Below are 25,769 nucleotides of genomic sequence, written 5' to 3'. Positions count from 1 at the left end.
CGGTGGCGGTACCAATCCGCCGGACTGCACGAGCTGCAGCACGACGCATCCGCTGAATCCGGCAATCACGGTCGTCAAGAGCTCGAACCCGGCCAGCGGCACGGCGGTCACGCCGGGCCAGACCATCACCTATACGTTGACCGCGACTGTCGCGAACGGCGCGCTGACCGCGCCGCTCGTGCTGACCGACACGATCAGCGCGAACCAGACGTTCGGCTCGGTCACAAGCGCCGGTGCCTACACCTGTACCGGTTCCGTGCAATGCACCTTGCCCAGCGGCACCGCACCCGGCACCTATGCCGTGAGCTATACCGCGACGGTCAATGCGAACGCCGCCGGTTCGGTCAACAACGCCGTGATCGCGACAGGCGGTGGCGGTACCAATCCGCCGGACTGCACGAGCTGCAGCACGACGCATCCGCTGCAGGCCGATGTGCGCATCGTCAAGACGCTGAGCAGCGAAAGCGGCACGGCGGTCGGCGTGGCCGAACCCGGCGAGACGCTGGTCTATACGATCACCCTGAGCAACAGCGGCGGCGCCGCGGCGCAAAACGTCGGCGTAACCGATCCGCTCGATCCGAACGTGCTCTTCGTCAGTGCGAGCAACGGCGGCGCCCTGAGCGGCGGCAACGTAGCCTGGTCGGGTCTGACCGTGCCGCCCGGCGGCAGCCTGAGCCTGACGGTGACTGTGACCGTGGCCAATCCGCTGCCCGCCGGCGCCACGCAGATCGTCAACCTCGCCTACGAAACCGGCACCACGCCGCCGAACTGCAGCAGCACGCCGCTGCCGGCGGAATGCGTGACGATTCCGACCGCGGCGAACCTCGCCGTCGCCAAGGCATTGAGCGGCGAGAGCGGCGCGCAGCCCGGCGTGGCCGAACCCGGCGAGACGCTGACCTATACGATCACGGTGACGAACAGTGGCGGCACTGCGGCGGCGAACGTCGGCGTCACTGACCGCATCGACGCGAACACGGGCTTCGTCAGCGCCGACAACGGCGGCGTCTACGCGGCCGGCGTCGTCAGCTGGGCCGGTCTGTCGGTGCCCGCCGGCGGCAGCGTGCAGCTGACGGTCGTCGTGCAGGTGGCCAGCCCGATTCCGCTGGGCGTGAGCCAGGTCGCGAATCTGGCCTACCTGACCGGCACCACGCCGCCGGCCTGCCCGCCGGCCGGCCCGCAGTGCGTGCTGACGCCGACCGAACAGTCGCCGCGCCTGCAGGTGACCAAGACGGTCAACACGACGACAGTCGCGGCCGGCGGTACGGCGACCTATACGGTCACCGTGACGAACGTCGGCACGATCCCGGCCGACAACGTGATCGTCGACGACGCGCTGCCGGCCGGCATCGTCGGCTTCATCTGGACCTGCTCGGGCACCGGCGGCGCGGTCTGCCCCGCGGCCAGCGGCACGGGCGCGCTATACCAGACCGTTCCGCAACTGCCCGTGGGCGCGAGCCTGATCTACTCGATCAGCGCGCAGATCGCCGCGACGGCCAGCGGCAACCTGCTGAACACGGTCGTCGTGTCGCCGTCGTCGAACACGGTCTGCATGCCGTCCGGCCAGCCTGGCCCGTGCGACGCCACGGCGCCGCTCGTGGTGCTCGGCAGTACGCCGGTGCCCGCGCCGGCGCTGGGCTGGTTCGCGATGCTGCTGATGATGCTGGCGCTTGCCGCGCTGGCCTGGCGCCAGCACGAGCAGCGCATCAGCTGACCGCTCGCATCGCCCGCCGCCGCGGCGGCGGGCGATGCGTCGGCCGACAGGTCGGCACGACTCGCTCGTATCCATGACAAGTGGAAGTAAAGAAAGATATATAAAGCAAGAATTTAGCTGCGGCCTGCAGGCGGCGGCCGCTACGAGAAAGAATCCGGCGCCCGATGAAGGCGCCGTTTTGTTTTGCTCCCGCGTTCCCGGCATCGTCCGCGTATGGCGTCGTTCAACCGCAGGTTCTGGCGCCCCGAACGTGCGCAGGGCAGGGAGAGTTGGGGTAGAGGAAAACCGAGGCGTGTTGTAGCGCCCGGCTCTCGGCGCGGCGTTCGCGAATGCGCACGTCGCTCAAGACCCGCTGGCGTGCGCGTTGATGTTTGTCCCCTCAACCAACCCGCTCGTCCAGGCGAGCTCGGGGAGAGGGCATTGGCGCAGCGAACGGGTCGGCAGCAACGGCCTGATCGAGACGGCGATGTTTGCGTGACGCGTGCTGGACGCGCCGTGTTCCAGAAGCCTGCCGCCGCCTACATGCGGAACACGCCGTAGCGCTGCGGTTCTATCGGCGCATTCAGGCTGGCCGAGATGGCCAGGCCGAGCACGCGTCGCGTGTCGATCGGGTCGATGATGCCGTCGTCCCAGAGCCGCGCGCTGGCGTAGTACGGATGACCCTGGCGTTCGTACTGGGCGCGGATCGGCGACTTGAACGCGTCCTCCTCTTCGGCGCTCCAGTTCGTGCCGGCGGATTCGAAACCGTCGCGGCGCACCGTCGCGAGCACCGAGGCGGCCTGTTCGCCGCCCATGACGCTGATGCGCGCATTCGGCCACATCCACAGGAAGCGCGGCTGGTAGCCGCGGCCGCACATGGCGTAGTTGCCCGCACCGAAGCTGCCGCCGATGATCACGGTGAACTTGGGGACGTGCGAGCAGGCCACCGCAGTGACCATCTTCGCGCCATCCTTGGCGATCCCGGCGTTCTCGTATTTGCGCCCGACCATGAAGCCGGTGATGTTCTGCAGAAACACCAGCGGGATGTTGCGCTGGTTGCACAGTTCGATGAAGTGGGCGCCCTTGAGCGCGGACTCGGCGAACAGGATGCCGTTGTTGGCGACGATGCCGACCGGATAGCCATGGATGTGGGCGAAACCGCAGACCAGGGTCTTGCCGTAGCGCGCCTTGAACTCCTGGAAATCCGAGCCGTCGACGATGCGCGCGATGATGTCGCGGATGTCGAACGGACGGCGCGTGTCGGCCGGCACGATGCCGTAGATGTCCTCGGCCGGGTAGGCCGGTTCGCGCGGCGCGATCACGGCGACCGGCAACTGCTTGCGCCGGTTCAGGTGCAGCACGATGTCACGCGCGATCGCGAGCGCATGCGCGTCGTTCTCGGCGAAATGATCGGCCACGCCGGAGACCGAGGTATGCACATCGGCACCACCGAGCGATTCCGCATCGACGACTTCGCCGGTCGCCGCCTTCACGAGAGGCGGGCCGCCGAGAAAGATGGTGCCCTGCTCCTTGACGATGATGGTCTCGTCGCACATCGCCGGCACGTAGGCGCCGCCGGCGGTGCACGAGCCCATGACCACGGCGATCTGCGCGAGGCCCAGGCCGCTGAGGCGTGCCTGGTTGTAGAAAATGCGGCCGAAGTGTTCCTTGTCGGGGAACACCTCGTCCTGCAGCGGCAGGAACGCGCCGCCGGAGTCGACGAGATAGATGCAGGGCAGGCGATTCTCCAGCGCGATCTCCTGCGCGCGCAGGTGCTTCTTCACTGTCATCGGGAAATAGGTGCCGCCCTTGACGGTCGCGTCGTTGGCGACGACGACGACTTCCTGCCCATGCACGCGGCCGATGCCGGTGATGACGCCCGCACAGGGTGCTGCGTCCTCGTACATGCCATGGGCGGCCAGCGGCGACAGTTCCAGGAATGGCGAACCCGGATCGAGCAGCGCACGGATGCGTTCGCGCGGCAGCAGCTTGCCGCGCTCGGTGTGCTTGCTGCGCGCCTTCTCGCCACCGCCGCGCGCGACGCGCGCCATCTGCGCCTGAAGATCGTCAACCGCGGCGCGCAGTTGCGCCGCATTGGCCTGGAATTCGGGGCTGCGGGAGTCGATCTTCGATTCGAGGAGAGTCATGCGAGCACACCGGGCTGGGGCAAAGGCGCGCATGAAAACATAGCGCGCGGGGATTTGGGAAATTGCATGGGCGCGGGCGTGGTTCCGTCCGCGCCAGCCGCAGGATGTACCGTCCGCGCGTCGGAATCGTCAGCGGACTGCATCTGTCCGGCCAGGATCCAGCCGCCGACCATGAGGACCACCGCGATACAAAGCACCAGCGCAACCGCCCGGCGCGTGCGTTGCGCGATCGTCGCGCGTGGCTGCTCGCGACGCGTGTGCCAATCGGCAAACCAGACCAGCGCGGGCGCAAGGCAGACCGCGACCGCGAGCGCCGCCGGCAGGTCGTCACCGCTCAGGGGCACGAGACCGAACGTCAGGAATGCGGCGGCGGTGCAGTACGGGGCGAGGCTGCGCCAGCCAAAGATCAGCGCCGTCGCCGCTACGGCGCCGGCGAGTCCCGCCAGCGTGCCGGCGAAATACGCAATTGCGCCGCAAGCGAGGCCAAGCAGCAACGACAGCGGCAGACCGCGACCCGGCGAAAGCCAAGGCACGATGCGATGCTGCTGCCAGTCTTCGTAGCGCGCGTCGAACTGCGCGAGTGCCTGCCTCGCCCGCAACGCGATCAGCCGGCCGGTGCAAACGATGACGAGGATCGGCGCAGCGATGACCGCAACCGCTTGCAAGAGGAAGCGGGCGTCGTCGAGCCAGGTCAGGAAAGGCTTGCGATTCAGGGCAAACGAGGCTCCAACCAGGCCGAGCATCACCCAGCCGACGATGATCAGCGCGCGCACGATCGACGACAGCGACTGCAGACGATTGGGTTCGCTGCCCGGAAACGCATTGCGCCAGTAGGTGACGTTGTCGCTGCCGAATAGGTGCAGTGCCGCGGCATTGCCGTAGTGCTCGCTGTAGCAGCGCAGCAGCGTATTGATCTGCGTTAGACGAGACGACGACAGCGTTTCGCGGAAACGCGGCTTCGCGTCGCGCCGTTCGTGCAGGCGCTGCAGCAGGGCGAGTTCGCCGTCGGCGTCGAGGGTGTCCTGGCCTGCCGGGATCAGCTGCCGTCGCGTCTGCAGATGCCTGATGTACTGCGCCTCGGCGCCGGCCTCGAACAACGCCACGTCGACCGCGCGCAGTTGGTCGTGGGGAACGCCGATCTGAAGCATGTGCCGGTCGAAGCCGAGCTGGCGCCAGCCGAATGCAGCGCCGAACAGTTGCAGCGCGCGCAGTGTCGGCCGGGCACCCGTGGCGATCCGGTGCAGCAGCTCGAGCTCGACGATGTCGCGGCTGACGAAGCTTGCGAACTCAGGGCATTCCGCGAACCAGCGCGCGAACGCGTCACTATCGTGCGGCGTTCGCGCATCGACCGCCAGCAATTCGTCGATGACCGCATCGGGCGGGCGCAATGCCGGCACGGCGATTGCCGCGAGCGAGTCGCCGCGCCGCGATTCTGTCGGTTCCGCACCGACGAGCGGCGGTGCCTGTGCGGGACTCGTGTCGGCCGCCGCGTCGACAGTGGCATGCGCGGACGGGGGAGCGGCGGTCTCGTGTACGCGATCGGCCGTGATCGCTGTCGCTGCAACCTCGGCGTTGCCGTCGCTGGCCTGCGCCTCGTTCGTGGTTTCCTGCTCGCGCGCAAACGCCAGACAGATCTCGTAGGCGCGGCGCAACTGCTGGAATCCGTCCGGGTTGTCCTCGGGCCGGTTGAGTTTCAGCAGCACGGCATAACGTCGCCGCACGGCGGCGACACTCGCGGATTGATCCAGATCGAGGCACTGCCAAGGCCACGGCAGGTTCATGGCGACAGCGGTGCGGCTTCGCCGTCGAGGTGATCGAGCAGATCGTCCAGAAAGCGCCGCGCGGGCTCGATCTGGCGTGGCTCCTGCGTTTCGAGCGCGGCCTTGAACGTGAGCAGGCGGCTACCGATTTCGCGGCGCGCGTCGGCCGTGTGTTCTTCGTAGAGGCGCGCGGCGCGCGCGAGCAGGGCGAGATTGGCCTGCTGGTCGCGCGGATGGATCTTCAGTGCTGCGAGCGCGTCCAGCCGTTCGCGGATCTGCTGCGGTGTGAGCAGACCCGGATTCTGTTCGATCACGAGCTGCTTCTCGACACCGGTTGCAACCACATGCGCATGCACTTCGAGCAGGCCGTTGACGTCGTAGGTGAAGCGTACGTGGACCGGGTTGTCGTCCTTGCGCTTGGGCGGCAGCGGCAATTCGAGCTGGCCGAGGAATACGTTGTGCGCGACCTCGGGCGATTCGCCCTGGAACACGCGCAGTTGCAGCACCTCCTGGAAATCGTGCATCGGCGAATAGGAGGAGACGCGGCTCGTCGGAATTACCGTATTGCGCTCGATCAGCGGCGAAAACAGGCCGTGATGGATGCGCTTGTGCTCATCGGTATGCGAGACCTCGACGCCGAGCGTGTACGGACACACGTCGGTCATCACGATTTCGCGGAACGCGACATCGCGCGCCTTCATGCCGGCCAGCGCGCAGGCACCGAGCGCGACGGTCTGGTCGGGATGGATATGGCGCAGCGGTAGGCGGCCGAACAGGCGTGCAACGAGTCGGCTGACCATAGGCATGCGCGAGGCACCGCCGACGAGCACGATCTGGTCGAGCTCCTGCGGTCGCGTGTTCGAGTCGCGCATCGCCCGCTCGATTGGTGCGCGCAGGCGTGCGAGCAGCGGCGCGCATAAGGTTTCGAAACGGTTTTCGCTGATGCTCCAATCGTGTTGGCGCTCGCCGATCGCAAGCGTGGTCTGCACGTCGGCGCTATTGCTGAGCTGGCATTTGACGCGCTCGAGGCGCGCGCGCGCGGCATCAGCGTGGCCGGTGCGATCTGCAGGTCGCGCAGGACCGCCTCGACGAGCACGTCCACGAAGTCCTCGCCGCCGAGGAAGTTGTCACCCGCGCTGGCATGCACTTCCATCACGCCGTCGAACGATTCGAGGATGGATACATCGAACGTGCCGCCGCCGAGGTCGAGCACGAGGAACTTGGCTTCGTCCCGCTGTTCCTGCAGTCCGTAGGCGAGCGCTGCGGCAGTCGGCTCGTTGATGAGGCGCTCGACGCGCACGCCGGCGATCTCCGCGGCGTTGCGCGTGGCCTTGCGCTGCGCGTCGCTGAAATAGGCCGGCACGCTGACCACGGCTTCGGTCGGGTCCTGTCCGGTCTGCGCCCTGACGTCGGCGAGCAGTGATCTGAGTACGAGCGCCGACAATTCTTCCGGGCGGAAGCGATGCGTGCCGAGGCGTGTTTCGCGCGCGCTACCCATGTAGCGCTTGAACGCCGCGACGGTGCTGTCGGGTGCGAGCGGGAGTTGCTCCAGCGCGGCGCGGCCGACGATCACGCGGCCGTCTTCGCTGACGCCCACGACCGACGGCGTCAGCAATTCCCCGAGTGCGTTGGGTACCAGCTTCGCGCCATCGGCGTTCCACAGACCGATCAGCGAATGCGTGGTGCCCAGGTCGATACCAACGATCATCGTGTCATCCGGTCGGCGGGACGGAACGCGGCGCCAGTGGCCGCCGCAACGCAAACCGGCCGCAGCTGCGGCCGGACTACACGGCAAAAAAGGAAATGTCACTCTTTCCTGGCGGCTTCCTTCGCGGCTTCCTTGGCCTCGACGGCGGTTTCCTTGACGTCGTGGGCGACGGCTTTGGCGCCTTCCTTGATGTCCTGGCCGAGTTCCTTCGCGCCTTCCTTCAGCTCGTGACCGGCGGCCTGGGTGGCGGCGGCCGCATCGCTGGCGCCTTCCTTGATCGCCGCGCCGGCTTCATTGCCGGCGCTGCTGATCTTGTCGCCGGCGGTGTCGGCGGCCTGCTTGACCTCGCTGGCGGCATCCTTGATCGCTTCCTTGGTGGTGGCCCCGGCCTGCGCGGCGCTCTTCTTGGCGTTGTCGATCTTCTGCTGCGCGGTCTGCTGCTCCTGCTGGCTGCAGCCGGCAGCGGCGGCGAGCAGGGCGATCAGGGAAATGGTGCGGACGATGTTCATGCGGTGCTCCTGAGGACGATGGCGCGGCAGTATTGAACTGCTGGCGGACTCAGGCAAGCGGATTTCGTTGCCGCCGTGTATCCGCGTCGGCGCCGTGAAAGCGGCGCCGGCGCGGACGGGGGGTAGACCCGCTCGATCGACGAATTCGTGGCCACCCCGCCGGGATGCGGGCATGGCAAAAGCCGAGCGGGCGTTTGTCCGGATTCGGCCTATCCGCCTGGACTAGCAGGCTGTTGAGAAACAGCCTGCTAGCGCGATCCAGAATGGATCGCTCGAGAGTCGATCGCGTAAGCGATTGATTCTCGGAGAACGTGGGCAAGCTCCGCTTGCACCGTTCGATTGAGAAAGGGGCTTCCGCCCCTTTCTCAACAACCTGCTAGATCAAATCCCTCGCTGGCGCAGGGTCAGCACACCCCATGCACACAGCAGCAACCCCAGCAGGATGAGACTGCCCGGAGAGAGGACCGGAGCGGCAACGGGGATGCTGCCGCCGAGGAGCTGCAGAACATAGGTCTGACTACCCGTGCATCCGAGCGCGTCGGTGGCCGTCACGGTGAACGTATACGTTCCCACTTGGGTCGGCGTTCCGATCAAGGACGCCGATGCGGTACCCGTTGCAACGAAGGTAAGACCCGTTGGAATGGCGCCAGCCGATATTGCGAACGTATACGGGGCCAGTCCGCCTGACGCGCCCACCGATTGGTTGTACGGGACGCCTGATACGGGTATTGGCAGCGTCGCGGGGAATACGGTGATCGCGTCGCATACGAAGGGACTGATCACGATCGTATAGGTTCTTTCGCCGAGACACCCGTTTGCATCACTGGCCTGGACGGTAAAGGTATACGTTCCCGATGCGGTTGGCGTTCCAATCAGGGACGCGGATGCCGCCCCCGTTGCAACGAACGAAAGACCCGGGGGAATGGTGCCGGCCGATATCGCGAAGGTATAGGGAGCCAATCCACCCGAGGCGCCCACCGACTGGTTGTAGGGGGCGCCCAGTACGGGCGTTGGCAGCGTCGCGGGGAATACGTCGATCGTGCCGCACACGAAGGGATTGATCACTATCGTATAGGTTTGTTCGCCGAGGCACCCGTTGGCATCGCTGGCCTGTACGGTGAAGGTGAAGCTGCCGGTGCTGGTGGGAGTCCCCGAGATCTGCCCGGTTGCGCTGAGTGCCAATCCGGGTGGCAGCGCCCCGCTGGAAATCGAAAATGTATACGGCGCGGTCCCGCCGCTGGCGGAAAGTACCTGCGTGTAAGGCGCGCCCAGTGAGCCGGCGGGCAACGTGGCGGGCAGAACGGTGATGAGGGTGCAGGAAACGCACACCTCCACATTGCTTGAATCCAGCGTCACAGCTCCATTGCGCGCGAGCAGCCGACCGGAGGTCGTCGCGCCGGTGGTGAGCGTGATGCTCGTCAGTGCCAGTAAGTTGCCGACGAACGCCGTCGCCGTTCCCAGCGTCGCGGAACTGCCTACCTGCCAGAACACGTTGCAGTTGGCTCCGCCGTTGATGACCACGACCTGTGACGCGCTGGCCGTCGTCAGTGTGCTGCCGATCTGAAACACAAAAACGGCCGCGGGATCGCCTTGAGCGTCCAACGTCAGCGTGCCGGTGAGCTGTGCCGAAGAATTGAAGGTGTAGACGCCGCTCGTGAGAGTCAGACCACCCAGATCCTGTCCCGTGAGATTCACGTCCGAGGGTTGGCCGGCCAGATTGACGTAGGCCACGGCGGCGTCACTCTGAGCGCCCAGCGCTACCGCATCGTTGGCATGAATGACGCCACCCGAAACGCTACCCGGTGGAAATCCGGTGATCGATGTGCCGGGGCTGATACCGAGATCGCCCACGACCGAGGTGGGACCGGTGTTCGTGACAGCCGAACCGCCCAGTACGGCGAAGGTTCCTGCCTGACCGAGAGGTGGAGCCACCTGCGCGCTGAGCGGATGCGCCCAGCAAACCGCCAGAAGAAAACTAACTTTTGCACACGACTGAAATACGGACCGAAGCAGGCGCACGGCACACTCCATCAAGAAGGGCGTGCGGAAGCAGCTGACACAGGTCGAGCGCACGAATCGCTGTACTTGCACTGTACAGCACATTGAGTGGACTATCCGGCTATTTTCTGAAAATGTAGATTGATGCCGCGGGTTCAGCAGCGGTGCATCAGTCGTGCAGGAATCGCGTAAATGACAGACCTTGCCAAGGCAGAGCCTGCCAGGACGCGACCAGCTGACGAGTCCGGTTTGAAACGGTGAAGGCGAAGGACCTTCATGTGATCCTGTCGGCTAGCTCGACGCAACAAGGGCGCGGCAATTTTGTGTTGGCACGAGCAGCGCCGTAAAGGTGTCTCCAAAAACTTGCCCAAGCAAGATGGACGTCCGGATCGGAAACGCGCAGCGAGTTTCGCCTCCTACTCGATGGTTTTCGCAATGACCGGAACCAATGTCCGCGAGCCAAGGCCCGCATCGCTCTAGCGACTATCCAGTGGACGGTCTTCTGATGAATGGCCAGCAAACAATCTTCGCGTGCGCCACTTTCGGACTGGCTTCGGCAGTCATCGGAAGTGACGAGGCTCATTCCGGGCCTCAACACGAGGACCAATCGCTCGACTTCGCGGCGCCAACGAACCGCTGGTCGATGCGGGCAGCGGCACGCGGTCCTGCAAGGTGACGCGGAACAGACGCACCGCCAGTAGCGCGGGTTCCGCGGGCTGGCGCACGAATGTACGCGTGCTGCTGAGCACGATGGCGCCGCAGCATCTGTTTTCTTTTTATGTGTTTGCGGGTCCCGGGGGGTGCCGGCGCGGCGCGCGCCACGGGGGCCCCGGCGCGGAACGGGGTCAGACCAGTTCGATCGCGATCGCGGTGGCTTCGCCGCCGCCGATGCACAGCGCGGCGACGCCGCGCTTGAGGCCGCGATTCTTCAGCGCATGGATCAGCGTGACGACCAGGCGCGCGCCGCTGGCGCCGATCGGGTGGCCCAGCGCGCAGGCGCCGCCGTTGACGTTGAGCTTCGCGTGCGGAATGCCCAGCTCGCGCATCGGCGCCATCGCGACCACGGCGAAGGCTTCGTTGACTTCGTACAAGTCGACCTCGTCGGCGCTCCAGCCGGCCTTCGTGAGCACGTTCGCGATCGCCGTGACCGGGGCGGTCGTGAACCACTGCGGTTCCTGCGCGTGGGTGGCGTGGGCGACGATGCGGGCCAGCGGCGCCACGCCGCGGCGCGCGGCTTCGTCGGCGCTCATCAGCACGGTCGCGGCGGCACCGTCGGAAATGCTCGACGACGTGGCGGCGGTGATGGTGCCGTTTTCCTTGCGGAACGCGGGCTTGAGCGCGGCGATCTTGCTGACGTCGCATTTGGACGGCTGTTCATCAGTGGAATATTCCACCTCGCCCTTGCGCGTGGCGACCTTGACCGGAACGATTTCGTCGGCGAAGGCGCCGCCGGACTGCGCGGCCAGCGCGCGCTTGACGGTTTCCGCAGCGTAGGCGTCCTGCTCCTCGCGCGTGAAGTTGTACTTGTCGGCGCATTGCTCGCCGAACACGCCCATGGCCTTGCCGTCATAGGGATTGGTCAGGCCGTCCCAGGCCATGTGGTCGACCGCTTCGAAATTGCCGTAGCGATTGCCGCTGCGCGAGTTCGGGATCATGTGCGGCGCATTGGTCATGGACTCCATGCCGCCAGCGACGACGACGCTGGCCGAACCGGCCTTGATCGCGTCATGCGCCTGCATGATGGCCTTCATGCCCGAGCCGCAGACCTTGTTGATCGTGGTGCAGACCGTGCCGGTCGGCAGGCCGGCGGCGAGTGCCGCCTGGCGGGCCGGGGCCTGGCCGAGGTTGGCGCTCAGCACGCAGCCCATGATGACTTCGTTGACGTCGTCGGCGGCGACCGCCGCGTGCGCAAGTGCGGCCTTGATGGCGGCGGCGCCGAGGGTCGGCGTGGGCACGCCGCTGAACTGACCCAGGAAGGAACCGATGGCGGTGCGCTTGGCGCCGACGATGACGATATCGGACATGGAACTCTCCACGTAGCGTGAAAGAAGAGGCGGGACGTGACAGTGGCCGCGCCGGGTTACCGAACCGCCGGATTATGCGCCGGCCCGTCGCGCAGCGGCAATCGAGCGATCCGCCAGGCGGATGGCGAATTCCGCCCACAATCGCGCTTGTACCCACCGTACGCCGCGGTTAGCCTCGACGCATGCGTGTCAGGGGAAATTCACGCGGGTTTCCGGTCAGGCCGATTCCGGTCTGGCGACAGCTTTGCCTGCTGGTTTTCCTGCTGTTGCTGCCGCTCGCAGCCAGCTTTGCGGGCGCCGTACCCGGCATCGACAACGTCCGCTTCCGCACCTACAGCACCGGCGATGGCTTGTCGCAAGCCTCCGTCCGGGCCATGGCCCAGGACAGCGCCGGGTTCATCTGGATCGGCACCCAGGACGGCCTCAACCGGTTCGACGGCAACGAGTTCCGGATTTATCGGCACGACCGCAGCGATCCCTGGTCGCTGGCGCAAAACCATATCTGGGCGCTGCAGCCCGACAGCGACGGCGCGCTGTGGATCGCCACGCAGGGCGGCGGCCTGAGCCGCTACGACGCGGCGCTGGACCGTTTCGAGAACTTCACTGCGGATCCGGCACGCACCGACGCGCTTGCGGCCAACCATGTCACGGCGCTGCTGCTCGATGATCGTGCGCGGCTCTGGGTGGCCAGCGTGGCCGGTCGGCTGCAGTGGCTCGACCGGGCGAGCGGCCGCTTCCGCGACGTGCCGCTCGGGAATCTGCCCGCCCTGCGCATGGTGCGCACGCTGCTGCAGGGACGCGACGGCACGGTCTGGATCGGCACGCACGACGGCCTGCTGCATGTGGATGCCGAAGGTCGCACCTTGCTGCCGCTGCCCGAGATCGTCGCGCATCTCGAAATCTACGTGCTGGCGCAGGCGGCCGACGGCACGCTCTGGGTCGGCACGGCCGACAGCGGACTGCTGCATCTGGACGCCGACGGCGGTGTTCTTGAGCACTTCCGGCACGATCCGAATGACGAGGTCGGCGGCCTGCCCGACGATGCCATCGGCGGTCTGCTTGCCGATCCCGACGGAGGTCTGTGGATCGCGAGCACCAACAGCGGCCTGAGCTATCTCGATCCGAAGACCCGGCATTTCGTGCCCTACCGCCACGACCCGGCGCGCGACTACACGGTCGCCGCAAACCGGCTGTGGGGGCTGTTGCGCGAGCGTGGCGGAATGCTGTTCGTGGGCTCGTGGGTCAACGGTTTCAGCGTGCACGACCCGCGCACCCGCGCCTTCACCCTCGTCGACAGTGTTGCCGGCGAAGCGCGCGCACTGCCGGCGCGGCCAGTCATGGGGGTGCATGCGGACGCCGACGGCACGATCTGGGCAGGCCTGACCGAAGGCGGCGGCCTGGTGCACCTGGATCTCGAGCGCGGTGTGCTGCGGCGCTACGTCAACGATCCCTCCGATCCGGGTTCGCTGTCGCACAATTTCGTGCGCAGCGTGATGCGCGGCAGCGACGGCAGCCTGTGGATCGCGACCGTGGGTGGTGGTCTGAACCGGCTGCGTCCGGGCAGCGACCGCTTCGAGCACTACCGCCATGATCCCGACGATCCCGGCAGCCTCGCGGCGGACTCGCTGCTGTTCGCGTACGAGGACAAGGCCGGCACGCTGTGGGTCGGCACGCTCGACCATGGCCTCGATGAACTGTGCCGCGGCTGCAGTGCGTTCAAGCATCACATCCACGATCCGGCCGACCCGTACAGCCTCGCCGGCGATACCTTGAACGGCGTGTTCGAGACGAGTCGCGGCGAGTTCTATCTCGCCTACCGCTCGGCCGGACTGGGCCGGCTGGACCGGGCCAGCGGCCACGCGGAATCGATGCGCACGCGTGGCGACGACGCGGCCAAGCTCGGCAACGATTCGATCTCGGCGGTGACCGAAGACAGCCGCGGCCGGCTCTGGGTCGGCGTGCAGGGCGGCGGCGTGGCACTGCAGACCGGCGTGCACGACGGCGCGCCGCAGTTCCGCCTGTTCGGTACGCGCCAGGGCCTGGCCGCCGACGCCGTCGGCGGCATCGTCGAGGATACGAGCGGCGCGATGTGGATCAGCACGACCGTCGGCATCAGCCGCATCGAACCCGACACCGGACGCATCGTGAACTTCGGTCGCCGCGACGGCACCTTGTCGCGCGGCTACTGGGTCGGTTCCGCGGCGATGCTGCCCGACCGGCGCATCGCGTTCGGCGGCCTGGACGGCATGACCGTGGTCGATCCCGCGGCGGTCGTGGTACCGCAGGCGCCGCGGCCACTGGTTACCGGGCTGCTGCTCAACAACGTGCCGGTATCGCTGCGCTGGCGCGACACGCGCTCGCCGCTGCGGCGCAGTCTCGTCCAGGGCGGTGTGGTGGAACTCGCCTATGACGACGACAACGTCACCTTCGAGTTTGCCGCGCCGGATTTTTCCGGCGCCGAGTCGCTGCGCTATGCCTACCGCCTCGATGTGCACGACGCGCAGTGGATAGAAACCGACCACACGCGGCGCATCGCCACATACACTGACCTGCCGGCCGGCGCGTACCAGTTGCGGGTACGGGCGCGCCGTGACGGGCAGGACTGGATCGACCAGGAAGGCCGCGTCGATATCGTCGTTGCGGCGGCGCCCTGGGCTTCGCCGCTGGCGTATCTGTTCTATGCCACAGTCGCCGGACTGGCCGGTCTCGTCATTTCGCGGCGCCTGCGCGACAACCGGCGCACGCGCGAACTCGTGCAGGAGCGGATCAAGCTCAGCGAGGAGCGACTCAAGCTCGCGCTGACCGGCAGCGGCAGCGAACTGTGGGACATCGACCTGCCGAGCGGCCGCATGCACCGCGAGAACCGCATGGAACACGTAGCCGCGACGGCGGAAGCGGCGGAACAGACACTGATCGGCTTCCGTCCGTTCGTGCATCCGGAAGACCTGCCGGTTTTCGAAACCGCGCTAGCCAATCATCTGAGCGGCGAGAGCAGCGTGTTCGAGGCCAGCTACCGCACGCCCGACCGCAATCAGGACTGGATCTGGCTGCTGACACGGGGCCGCGTCGTCGATCGCGACGAGAGCGGGAGCGCGCGCCGCATGAGCGGCATCACCCAGGACATCACCGCACTCAAACGCGCCGAGGAAGCGCTGCGTGCGCTCAACGAGGAGCTGGAACTGCGCGTGGAGCGGCGCACCGCCGACCTGCGCGCGGCGAACCTCGAACTCCGGCATACGTTGGACCGGCTCACGCTGACCCAGCGACAGCTGCTCGAATCGGAGAAGCTCGCCTCGCTCGGCGGCCTCGTCGCCGGCATTGCGCACGAGATCAATACGCCGCTCGGTGTCGGCATCACGGCTGCCTCGCATCTGGCCGAGGAGGCGACGCGCCTGTCGCGGCTGGTGCAGCAGAACCGCCTCGGCAAGCGCGATCTGGACCAGTTCCAGCGAACCGCCTGTGAAAGCGCGGAGATGATCCTGCGCAACCTGCGCCGCGCCGACGCGCTCGTGAAAAGCTTCAAGCAGGTTGCCGTGGACCAGTCGACGGAAGATCGCCGCGTGGTGGAACTGGGCGCCTGCATCAGTGAGATCCTGACCACGCTCGGGCCGACGTTGAAGAAGACCCCGCACAAGGTCGAACTGGTGTGCCCGCAACCGGTCGTCTGCGAGACCGCGCCCGGCGCGCTGTATCAGATCGTGACCAATCTGGTCATGAACTCGCTGATCCACGGATTTGCCGACGGCCGCCCCGGGCGTATCGTGGTCGCCATCGCGCGCGAGGATGGCGCGATTGCGATCGACTACCGCGACGACGGCGTGGGCATGGACGAAGCGACGCGGGCGCGCATGTTCGATCCGTTCTTCACCACGCGTCGCGGCCAGGGCGGTTCCGGCCTGGGCATGCACATCGTCTACAACCTCGTCACGCAGTCGCTCGGAGGTCGGATTCGGGTGGACAGCTCCGCAGGGCAGGGAATCGACGTCGCGATCCGCTTCGGTGGTGAACGCCGTGAGACGGCGTGAGACGGCGCCGGGAGTTGCGCGGCGGCGCGGCGGGTTGTGCGCGCTGTTCCTGCTGTTCGCCGCTGACGTGTGCCTGCCGTCGCCGGCCGTGGCGCGTCGCGTCGACGCCGCGGCGATACGCTTCCAGAACTACGATGCGGAACAGGGCCTGTCCCATGGCCGCGTGCGCGCCATCGCGCAGGACCGTGACGGCTACATCTGGATCGCGACGCGCGACGGACTGAATCGTTTCGACGGCCATCGCTTCCGCGTCTACCGCCACGATCCGGCCGACCCCGGCAGCCTGCCCGACAACGTCGTCATGGCGCTGGCTACCACGGCAGACGGTGCCTTGTGGATCGGCACCGCTGGCGGCGGTCTGGCGCGCTACGACGCCGAACGGGATCGTTTTCAGGTGTTCCGCGCCGGTGCGGCGACTGGCCTGGCGGGTGACTACGTGCGCACTCTGCATGCAGACCCGGACGGCGATCTGTGGGTCGGCTGCTTCGGCGTGACGCTGCAACGCTTCGACCCGCGCCGCGGCCTTGCGCGCGACCTGCCGCTGGGGCGTCCGCCGCAATTGCAGCGCGTGCATCGCGTGATCAATCTGCCCGACGGTATCGGCGTCGCACTGGTCATTGCCGAAGGCGTCGTGCGCTGGGACGGAACGTCGACCACGCTGCAGCCGCTGCTGTCCGCCGCACCCGGCGAAGTGCAGCCGAGCACCGAATGGGCGCTGCTCGACACGCAGCGGCACCTGTGGGTCGGCCGGCTCGACGGCGGACTGCTGCGCCTCGACCTCGATGGCAAGGTGCTCGCGCACTACCGCGCCGGTCCGGACAGCGCGCTGCGCTCGGGCGAGGTGCGCGGCCTGCTGCAGACGCGCGCCGGCGACATCTGGGTCGGCACCAGCGGCGGCATCGCGCGCTATGACGCGGCCAGCGACGCCTTCGTCGAGGTACGTCACGGCGCCGCCGACGCGAGCAGTCCCGTCGCCGACATCTACGTGCTGTTCGAAGATCGTGACGGCCTGGTCTGGACCGGCAGTTCCGGCCACGGCATCGGTGTGCACGACCCGGCCGGTGCAACCGTGTCGGTCTACAACCACCGCGCCGCCGATCCGGACGGTTTGCCCGTGGGTGCGGTGCAGGCTGTCGCGATCGCTGCCGACGGTACGCTCTGGATCGGATTCGCGCAGGACGGCGGCCTGGTCCACTTCCATCCCGGCGTCGGCGTGCTGAAACGTTACCGTCACGATCCGAACGATGCGCGGAGCCTGGCCAGCAACACGGTCTCCGCGCTGGCCATCGCGCGCGACGGCGGGCTCTGGGTCGGCCTGGATGCGCACGGTGTCGACCGGCTCGATCCCGGTGCGCCCGGTTTTCGTCACTATCGCCGCATTGGCGACGATGCGGGCTCGCTGCCGGGAAACCTCATCAATGACCTGCATGTCGATGCCGACGACACGCTCTGGGTCGGCAGCGATGGCGGCGGCCTGGGCAGTCTGTGCAGCAAATGCTCGAGTTTCCATAAGTACACAATCGAGGGCGATGCGTTCGATCTCTCGGTCGCGACCGTGACCGGCATCGCCGAAACGCCCGACCGCGCGATCTGGTTCGGCCTGTTCGGCGGCGGCATCGCGCGGCTGGACCCGGACCGGCGCCGGGTCCGCCGCTATCCCGCCAGCGCGAATGCCGGCGCGGGTCCGAGCAGCGACGTCGTGCGCGCGCCACATGCCAGCCACGACGGCAGTCTCTGGGCCGGCGGCAGCAACGGGCTCGACCGCATCGTGTACGACGCTGACAGCGGCAGCGCGCGCTTCGTGCCGCAGCCCTGGCCCGACGGCGAGGGTTCGCGCAGCGTGACGTGCATTGCCGACGACGCCAGCGCGGGACTCTGGCTGGGAACCACCGACGGCTTGTTGCGCCGCGGTCCAGCGAGTTCCTCGACCCCGAGCCGCGTCACTTTGCTCAACACCCTGGACCGGCGTGGCTATTCGAGCAACGCCTGCCATGCGGCGCGCGACCGCCTGTATCTCGGCAGTCCGCGTGGCCTGGTCGTGTTCGCACCGCAACAGCTGCCGCCGCCGCCGGCGATCGGCCCGCTGCTGCTCGGCGAACTGCTGCTGTCCAACGCACCCGTGCGACCGCGGCCGGATGATCCCACGGCCGTGTTGCAGCGCACGCTGGCCTATACCGAACGCGTGCGCCTGGACCATCGCCACAGCGTATTCGGCTTCGACGTCTCGTCCCTGGACTACCGCGCCGCGGCAGGCGTCGACTACCGCTACCGCCTCGACGGACTGCACACCGACTGGATCCCGATGCTGCCCGAGCAGCGCAGCATCACCTTCTCCGGGGTGCCTGCCGGCGCCTACCGCTTTCGCGTGCAGGCACGGCGCGACGGCAGCGAGCCGCGCGAGACTGGCGTGGATGTGATCATCGCGCCGGCGCCATGGCGTTCTCGCTGGGCCTACGCGGGGTATGCGCTGCTGCTGTTGTTCGCCGTCGGTAGCGTGGTGCGGCGCAACCAGCAGCGCCTGGCCTACGCGCGCCAGGTCGCCGCGACGATACAGCGCAGCGAACAGGCGCTGCGCCGCCTCAACGACGAACTGGAATCGCGCGTGGCGCAGCGCACCGCCGACCTGAGCCGCAGCAACCGCGAGTTGCAGGCCACGCTGGATCAGTTGCGCCAGGCACAGCGACAGCTCGTCGAAGCCGAAAAGCTCGCCTCGCTCGGCGGACTCGTCGCCGGTATCGCGCACGAGATCAACACGCCGCTGGGTGTGTGCCTGACGGCAGCCTCGCACCTGCAGCAGCAGTCCACCCTGCTGCGCGCACGCCTCGCCGCGGGCGAGCTGCGCCGCACCGAACTCGACCAGTTCCAGCAGGCCGCCTGCGAAGGCAGCGACCTGATCCTGCGCAACCTGCAGCGCGCCGACCGCCTCGTGCGCAGCTTCAAGCAGACCGCAGTCGACCAGTCGGCCGACGAGTGGCGCCAGGTCGATCTGGAACAGTCGGTGCGCGATGCGCTGGTGCTGCTCGGTCCAGTGCTGCGCCTGACGCCGCATCATCTGCAGATCGAATGCGCGCAGCCCGTCGTGATCCACGCCTCGCCCGGCGCGCTGTATCAGATCGTCAGCAATCTCGTGCTCAACGCACTCCAGCACGGCTTCGGCGACGGGCGCACCGGAACCATCGCGATCCGCATCGCCCACGCCGACGGCGAGGCGCAGCTGCGCATCTGCGACGACGGCCGCGGCATGGATGCGGCATGGATGCGGCCGAACGCGCGCGCGCTTTCGAGCCGTTCTACACCACGCGTCGCGGCGACGGCGGGAGCGGCCTGGGTCTGCACATCGTCTACAACCTCGTCACCCAGGTGCTGTGCGGCCACATCGACTGCGAATCGGCGCGCGGCCGCGGAACGTGTTTCCTCATCCGCTGGGCGGTGGCAGCGGAGTGTCCGGCCGCGTAGCGTGTTGAAGAAATTCCCGATGGATTTCGTCGTGGCGCGGCGAGCAGGCGTAGCCACGTCCGCGCGACCCGTTGCGCCGGGGACGCTGCGCGACGGCGCGGTCAATCCGGCAGGGCGCGTCGCAGCGCCACGACCTGGTCCCAGTTGGCGAACAGCAGATCCGTCATTTCCGGATCGAACTTGCTGCCGCGCTTGTCGACGATGAACGCGCGAATCTCGTCTTCCGGCCAGGCTTCCTTGTAGCAGCGCTTGCTGCCGAGCGCGTCGAACACGTCGGCGAGCGCGGTGATGCGACCGCCGACCGGGATCTCGGTGCCGCGCAGACCGCGCGGATAACCGCTGCCGTCCCAGTTCTCGTGGTGGCTGATCGCGATGTCGGCCGCCAGGCGGAACACCGGCCGACGCGAACCGCCGAGCAGTCGCGCGCCGAGTTCCGCATGCGTGCGCATGACCTCGGTTTCCTCCGGCGTGTGGACGCCCGGCTTGTTGAGGATCGCGTCGGGAATGCCAATCTTGCCGATGTCATGCAGCGGCGCGGCATAGCTGAGCAGTTCGCAGGTTTCCGCGTCGAGACCGTGCAGGCGGCCCAGCATGGCCGCGAGCTCGCCGACACGGCGCACATGGTTCGCGGTTTCCTGCGAACGCGACTCGGCGGCACCGGCCAGCAGGTAGACCATGTCGAGCTGGCTGTCGAACAATTCCTGGTTCAGGTGCAGGTTCTCGAACGCGATCGCGACGTTGTTGCAGAACACCTGCATCAGCTGGTCGCCGAGCTCGTCCCGTTCCTTGGACTCGCCGATGTAGAGCAGCGCTTCGGAGGCGTTGTTGTCGATGAAGTACAGCACGTAGTGATCGTCGCCGAAGACGTGATGCCTGTGCAGATACGCGTCGCGCAACGACTGCGCCATATCGGCGGGAAGCTGCTCCCCGGCGTTTTGCCCGAGATAGCGGCGGTAGCTGTCGCTCGTGGCAACGACCGGGAAATGATCGGGCAGGGCACCATCGGGCTGGCTGATGCGGCAGCACAGCGCGCCGGACTCGGCTCCGACCAGACTGACGAGCTGCGCCAGCACGATGGACGCGAACTGTTGCGGCGGGTGGCGGGCGAACACTTCGCCAGAGGCGCGGATCACCTGCTCAAGGCCACGCCGGCTCGCTTCGATCGTGCGCATGTCGCGGTAGGCGCGCAGTGCCGCGTACAAGGTCGTCGCGAGCTTCTGCGCGGTCAGCTCGGTCTTTTCCTTGTAGTCGTTGATGTCGTAGCTGGCGATGACCTCGTGCTCGGGCGCCTGGCCCGGCTGGCCGGTGCGCAGCACGATGCGCACGAACTGGTTGCGGAGGCGCTCGCGGATCGCGCGCACCAGATCCAGGCCGGCCTGCTCGGAATCCATGACCACGTCGAGCAGCACGACGGCGATGTCGTCGTGCCCGCGCAGCAGCTTTTCGGCCTCGCGGCTGGAGTAGGCGCTGAGCAGCTCGAGCGGACGTTCGGCAAAACGAAAGTTGCCGAGCACGAGCCGGGTGACGTTATGCACCTCGGGCTCGTCGTCGACGATCAGAACCTTCCACGGCGGCAAGGTCCGGGACGGCTCCGCGGCGAATTCCAGGCGATCGTCCAACACACCCATGCGGCCCCTCCCGCAGTGAGTTCCGAGGCAGTCTACCGCAGATGGGTGAGCTTGCGATGACGGCGTACGGAAATTCACGAGCCAGGTGGGGGCGCGAGAAAAGAGGATGCAGGAGCAAGAAACGAGTGCAGCACCAGCCTCGTGCTTCCACTCGTGTCTCACAACGTTTCACTCATTCATGCTCTGAATCCAGGAAGGAGATCAGAGGAACTGGAATCGAGTGGAACCAGAGGGCACGCGCCTGCTCATTTCTCACTTCTACTCACTGTTTCCTGGTTACCGCTTCACGACTTGCCGTGGAACAGCTCACGTCCGATCAGCATGCGGCGGATCTCGTTCGTGCCCGCGCCGATCTCGTAGAGCTTCGCGTCGCGCAGCAGGCGTCCGGTCGGAAATTCGTTGATATAGCCGTTGCCGCCGAGCGCCTGAATCGCTTCCAGCGTCACGCGCACGGCGTTCTGCGAGGCGTTGAGCAGGCACGAGGCAGGGTCGATGCGCGATCGGGTGCCGCGGTCGAAATCCTGCGCCACCATGTAGGCAAAGGCGCGCGAGGACTGCAGCGCCGTATACATGTCGGCGATCTTGGCCTGCATGATGCCGAAGGTGCCAATAGGCGCGTTGAACTGCTTGCGCTCGCGCGAATACGGCAGCGTGATGTCGAGCGCCGCCTGCATCAGTCCGATCGGTCCACCCGACAGCACCAGGCGCTCGGTGTCCAGTCCGCTCATCAGCACGCGCACGCCTTCGTTGACCTGCCCGACGATGTTCTCGACCGGGATCTCGCAGTCTTCGAACACGAGCTCGCAGGTGTTCGAGCCGCGCATGCCGAACTTGTCGAGCTTCTGCGCGGTGGAAAAGCCCTTCATGCCCTTCTCGACGATGAAGGCGGTCATGCAGCGCGAGCCTGCCGGTCGCGGCGCCGTGCGCATGTAGACCAACAGCACATCCGCGTCGGGGCCGTTGGTGATCCACATCTTGGAACCGTTGGCGATCCAGCGATCTCCCCTGAGTTCGGCGCGGCAGGTCATCGAGCCGACCACGTCGGAACCGGCGCCGGGCTCGCTCATGGCCAGCGCACCCACCAGATCGCCGCTGCACAGGCCGGGAATGTATTTCTTTCTTTGTTCCTCTGTTCCGTTATGGAAAAGATTCTGCACGCACAGGTTGGAGTGGGCGCCGTAGGACAGTCCGACCGAACCCGATGCGCGCGAGATTTCCTCCATCGAGACGAGGTGGGCCAGGTAACCCAGCTCGGAACCGCCGTATTCGCCCGGCACCGTCACGCCGAGCAGGCCCATCTCGCCGAACTTCTTCCACAGGTCGGCCGGGAACAGGTTTTCCCGGTCGATCAGGTCTGCGCGCGGAGCAATTTCCTTGTCCGCAAACTGGCGCACCGATTCACGCAGGAGGTCGAGATCTTCACCGAGGGGAAACGGTCGCATGCGGGGTCACCGTCAGGGGCGCAGGGAGGCGGATTCTAGCTTTTGCGGCCCGGGCTGCCTAATGGCTCATGTCCGTACATGGACGGTTCCGACGCGGCCGGGTGCCTTGCCTTGGTACGGCGGCCCGGGTTTCACGCGCGGCGCTTGCGCCAATGGCCGTAGAGCACGCCGATGAGGCCGCCGAAGACGGCAAAGACCAGCGTGCGCACCCAGAAGTTGCTGCCGGTGGACGAGGCAGCTGCCTGCGCCTCCACCGCGGCATCGTCGGGATTGGCCAGCCGCACTGCGTCGACCCAGGCGTTCAGCGTGCGCTTGGCCCATTCGCGGTCGGCCGGCGTGCGCTCCAGGGAGTAAGAGTAAAAATATACAAGCTGGTGGTCGATCAGCGCGATCGCGCCGGCGCAGAACATGCGGTTGCTCGGGGAGTCCGCCGCTGCGACCTGGCTGCTCATGGTGAAGAACAGGCCCCAGTCTTCGCGCCGGAAAACACCGTGATAGCCGACATCGCTGACACTGACCCCCGGGTCGCTACCGAACTTCTGCTCGACCTTCGCATTGGCCTGATCGAGCAGATCCTTGGCCTGGTCGCCGGCCTGCTTCATCGCCTCTTCGAGGCTGCCTTCGATGGTCTTGCTGTTGGCGCGGAACTCGGCCACCGACAGCGGCTTGCCGTCCAGAGCCCGAGGCACCTGCAGCTGGAAGTAGCGCGGCAGCGCGTCGATGGTGCCGCCGAGCAGTGCCTGCGCATCGGCCGCCGTGACGTAGAACTCGGCCAGACGGTTGGTCGCGGGCGTGAAGGCGGTACCCAGCTCGAACAGCTTGGGCGTCTGCGTCGAGGTCGCGTCGTAGCTGTCCGGTGCCGGGATCTGCAGCGAGCGCGATCCGAAGGAATACGGTGCTGCTGCCGCCAGCGAGACGACAGCAGACAACACCGCGGCGCAGGCCGCGCGCGCGCAACGCGAAAACTTCATGATCCTCTCCCCCGGACCGGCCCGCAGGGCTGGCGCGAGGACTCTAGCATGCGCTCGGGGTGCGAGGCGGGCGTTGTCCGCTACGCGTGGCGCTGCCGTTCGGCAGCCCGTGCCGTGCACGGAGGCGGCAGTTGCACACGTTCAATTGCGCGGTAGCGCGAGCGGCAGGCCTGTAGCCGCGCTGTCAATTCCGCTGTATGGCAGGGTCGATGCGCTGTTCCGCTCGTGACGGATTCGATCGCGGCGGATTGGCGTCGTACACCGATCTGACCCAGCCATGCATGGCGTTGCGAAGCCATTCCCTGTCGGCGGCGCCTCGGTCGAGCGTGCAGCTCATGAACTGCACCGGCGTTTCGTCGATGCGAGCTATCGCGTGCGTGCAATAGCGCTGGCGCATCTCCTCGTAGGCCGGCAGCAGGGCTGCGCCGGAGGCATAGAACGCGCCCCAGGGCTCGCGGCGATAGAAAATTTCCTTCTGCCCGCTGTTGTCGGCGAGTTCTGAGTTCAAGTCATCCAGCAATCTGGAAAACTGCTTTTCCGTCACACGGAAGTCCTGGAAGGACTTGGCCATCGAGACGCTGAAAAAGCGATCCAGGGCCGGTGGCGAACCCAGCGCAGCCAATTCGTCGCGGCGGGCGTACAGCTCGATGACGCGGATTTCGGCGGCGAACCATTCGCGGAAACTGCCCATCAGCATGGCTGAGCGGGTGGACACGGCGACGAATCCGGCCGGTGCGGGAATCTCGATCGTGCGCGAGCCGAGTTGGTATCGGTCCGCGGCCACTGTGCCGCCGGACATAGCCAGCGCGACGCCCAGGGCCACTGAAGCGCGACGCAGGTAAGGCATTAGTGATCCCGACAGCCGAAAAAAAGCCGCCGCGCAGCGCACGGCGGCGGCAGGTGACAAACGCGGATTACTGGCCGCGCATGCGACCCAGGAAACGGGTCTGCTGGTTGCCCATATGCGGCAGCTTGATGCGGCCGATCGCGCTGATGCGTTCCTCGGCCATGCGGTCGGCGGCCTTGTAGGTCGGTATGCCGTCGCGCGCGGCGATCTGGAAGATCTTGCCGAGGTTGTAGTAGATCGTGCGCATCATGCGCATGGCGCGTTCGCGGTTGTAGCCGTCGATTTCCAGCGACACGTTCATGAGGCCGCCGGCATTCACGGCGTAGTCGGGTGCGTAGAGGATGCCGCGGGCTTCGACGTCGTCGCCGATCGCATCGTTGGCGAGTTGGTTGTTCGCCGCACCGCAGATGACCTTGCACTGCAGGCGCGGCAGGGTCTTCTCGTTCACTGTGCCGCCGAGCGCGCACGGCGAATAGATGTCGGCCGGCACGTCGTAAATCTCGTCCAGGGCCACCGCTTCGCAGCCGAACTCGTCGACGCAGCGCTTGACCGCTTCCTGGTTGATGTCGGTGACCCATACCTTCGCGCCCTGCTCGCGCAGCAGCTTGACGAATTCCATGCCGACATGGCCGACGCCCTGCACGGCGTAGCTGTACTTGCCCACGTCCTCGTTGCCGAACTTGACGTTGAGCGCGGCCATCAGGCCCTGCAGCGTGCCGAATGCGGTGAACGGCGAGGGATCGCCCGAGCCGCCGTGGACCTGATGCACGCCGGTCACGAACTCGGTTTCCTTGAGCACGTATTCCATGTCGTTGACATCGATGCCGACGTCCTCGGCCGTGATATAGCGGCCGTTGAGCGAATTGATGAAGCGGCCGAAGGCGCGGAACAGCGCTTCGGACTTGTCCTTGGACGGATCGCCGATGATCACGGCCTTGCCGCCGCCGAGGTTGATGCCGGACACCGCCGCCTTGTAGGTCATGCCGCGCGACAGGCGCAGCACGTCGTTCAGCGCCTCCTGCTCGGTCTTGTAAGCCCACATGCGCGTACCGCCGAGCGCAGGGCCGAGGACCGTGTTGTGGATCGCGATGATGGCCTTCAGGCCCGCGTCCTTGTTGTGGCAGAAAACGACCTGCTCGTGGCCCGTCTGAGCGAGGGTTTCAAAGATCATCGACGTACTACTCCGGCTGGAGACGCAGTGCCTGCGCGGCCGACGGCGCACGATTGGCGCATCAAACCCGCGAAGATCCTGCGCTAAGTGACTGAGTGGGAAGACATACGCGCCAACGCCCGCAATTCAGGGGCGGGCGTTGGCGGCGCGTAGTGTAGCCCCGCCGCGAGGTAGGTGGAACGCTTCGACGAAAAGTGCTGGGAACCGCAACGACCGCGCTTTTCGGCATTGTCACCGCGCGCAATGCCGCCTGGCACCGTCCAACAATACAAAGCGCGCTTCGGAAGCTCTTAGAGCCCCCTTGAGTCAAGGGGGCGGCCGACGCACAGCGTCGGCCGGGGTTGTGGAGATCTGGTGCACGGCCCAAGGGCCATAGCGTTGCCGGATACTGTG

Annotated in this window: 14 protein-coding genes and 1 pseudogene; 3 read left to right on the top strand and 12 right to left on the bottom strand. The window is 66.7% G+C overall.

Annotation, left to right across the window (positions count from 1 at the left end; all coding sequences use genetic code 11):
- The coding region (locus RUU78_RS11435; RefSeq protein WP_313916673.1) for an isopeptide-forming domain-containing fimbrial protein at window positions 1-1,711 on the top strand (1,711 nt) is incomplete at its 5' end.
- Between the two features lie 518 nt (window positions 1,712-2,229).
- On the opposite strand, the gene RUU78_RS11430 is transcribed toward RUU78_RS11435, so the two are convergent.
- The 7 genes and pseudogenes from RUU78_RS11430 to RUU78_RS11400 form a co-directional block, all read right to left on the bottom strand.
- Window positions 2,230-3,837 carry a carboxyl transferase domain-containing protein gene (locus RUU78_RS11430; RefSeq protein ID WP_313916671.1) on the bottom strand — a complete coding sequence of 536 codons (1,608 nt, stop codon included), beginning with the start codon at window positions 3,835-3,837 and terminating at the stop codon, window positions 2,230-2,232.
- Entirely contained in the window at window positions 3,834-5,618 is a 1,785-nt protein-coding gene (locus RUU78_RS11425; RefSeq protein ID WP_313916669.1) for a hypothetical protein, read from the bottom strand. Before RUU78_RS11425 ends, RUU78_RS11430 begins: the two co-directional genes overlap by 4 nt.
- A complete protein-coding gene (locus RUU78_RS11420; protein ID WP_313916668.1) occupies window positions 5,615-6,586 on the bottom strand; it encodes an Hsp70 family protein in 972 nt (323 codons plus the stop codon). The genes RUU78_RS11425 and RUU78_RS11420 overlap by 4 nt, the downstream gene beginning before the upstream one ends.
- Window positions 6,587-6,723: 137 nt before the next feature.
- Window positions 6,724-7,305, bottom strand: a pseudogene (locus RUU78_RS11415) (Hsp70 family protein); the annotation flags it as partial.
- A gap of 98 nt (window positions 7,306-7,403) precedes the next feature.
- Window positions 7,404-7,988, bottom strand: coding sequence for a hypothetical protein (locus RUU78_RS11410; protein WP_313916666.1), 585 nt, complete (start codon window positions 7,986-7,988; stop codon window positions 7,404-7,406).
- A 207-nt stretch (window positions 7,989-8,195) separates the two neighbouring features.
- Window positions 8,196-9,833 (bottom strand): ice-binding family protein, encoded by a 1,638-nt coding sequence (locus tag RUU78_RS11405; protein WP_313916664.1) that lies wholly within the window; start codon window positions 9,831-9,833, stop codon window positions 8,196-8,198.
- An 824-nt stretch (window positions 9,834-10,657) separates the two neighbouring features.
- A complete protein-coding gene (locus tag RUU78_RS11400) occupies window positions 10,658-11,836 on the bottom strand; it encodes a thiolase family protein (protein WP_313916662.1) in 1,179 nt (392 codons plus the stop codon).
- Between the two features lie 182 nt (window positions 11,837-12,018).
- On the opposite strand from RUU78_RS11400, the gene RUU78_RS11395 reads away from it, so the two are divergent.
- The gene (locus tag RUU78_RS11395; RefSeq protein WP_313916660.1) at window positions 12,019-15,861 is read left to right on the top strand and encodes a two-component regulator propeller domain-containing protein; all 3,843 of its coding nucleotides are present in this window, start codon (window positions 12,019-12,021) and stop codon (window positions 15,859-15,861) included.
- Window positions 15,848-19,522 (top strand): two-component regulator propeller domain-containing protein, encoded by a 3,675-nt coding sequence (locus RUU78_RS11390; protein WP_313916657.1) that lies wholly within the window; start codon window positions 15,848-15,850, stop codon window positions 19,520-19,522. Before RUU78_RS11395 ends, RUU78_RS11390 begins: the two co-directional genes overlap by 14 nt.
- Here the strand turns inward: RUU78_RS11390 and RUU78_RS11385 are convergent.
- The 5 genes from RUU78_RS11385 to RUU78_RS11365 form a co-directional block, all read right to left on the bottom strand.
- Window positions 19,419-20,945, bottom strand: a complete 1,527-nt coding sequence (locus RUU78_RS11385; protein ID WP_313916655.1) for a DUF3369 domain-containing protein — start codon at window positions 20,943-20,945, stop codon at window positions 19,419-19,421. The two genes, RUU78_RS11390 and RUU78_RS11385, sit on opposite strands and share 104 nt — an antisense overlap.
- A 284-nt stretch (window positions 20,946-21,229) precedes the next feature.
- On the bottom strand, window positions 21,230-22,387 hold the full coding sequence (locus RUU78_RS11380) for an isovaleryl-CoA dehydrogenase (protein ID WP_313916653.1): 1,158 nt from the start codon (window positions 22,385-22,387) through the stop codon (window positions 21,230-21,232).
- Window positions 22,388-22,518: 131 nt separating this feature from the next.
- Window positions 22,519-23,358, bottom strand: coding sequence for a hypothetical protein (locus RUU78_RS11375; protein ID WP_313916651.1), 840 nt, complete (start codon window positions 23,356-23,358; stop codon window positions 22,519-22,521).
- A gap of 184 nt (window positions 23,359-23,542) precedes the next feature.
- Complete coding sequence (locus tag RUU78_RS11370; RefSeq protein WP_313916648.1) at window positions 23,543-24,205, bottom strand: hypothetical protein; 663 nt, start codon at window positions 24,203-24,205, stop codon at window positions 23,543-23,545.
- A gap of 67 nt (window positions 24,206-24,272) precedes the next feature.
- Window positions 24,273-25,376 carry a Glu/Leu/Phe/Val dehydrogenase dimerization domain-containing protein gene (locus RUU78_RS11365; protein WP_313916646.1) on the bottom strand — a complete coding sequence of 368 codons (1,104 nt, stop codon included), beginning with the start codon at window positions 25,374-25,376 and terminating at the stop codon, window positions 24,273-24,275.
- Window positions 25,377-25,769 lie beyond the last annotated feature (393 nt).

The organism is Tahibacter sp. (assembly GCF_032229445.1).
Taxonomy (GTDB): domain Bacteria; phylum Pseudomonadota; class Gammaproteobacteria; order Xanthomonadales; family Rhodanobacteraceae; genus Tahibacter.
This window is presented reverse-complemented; position numbering and strand designations above follow the sequence as displayed.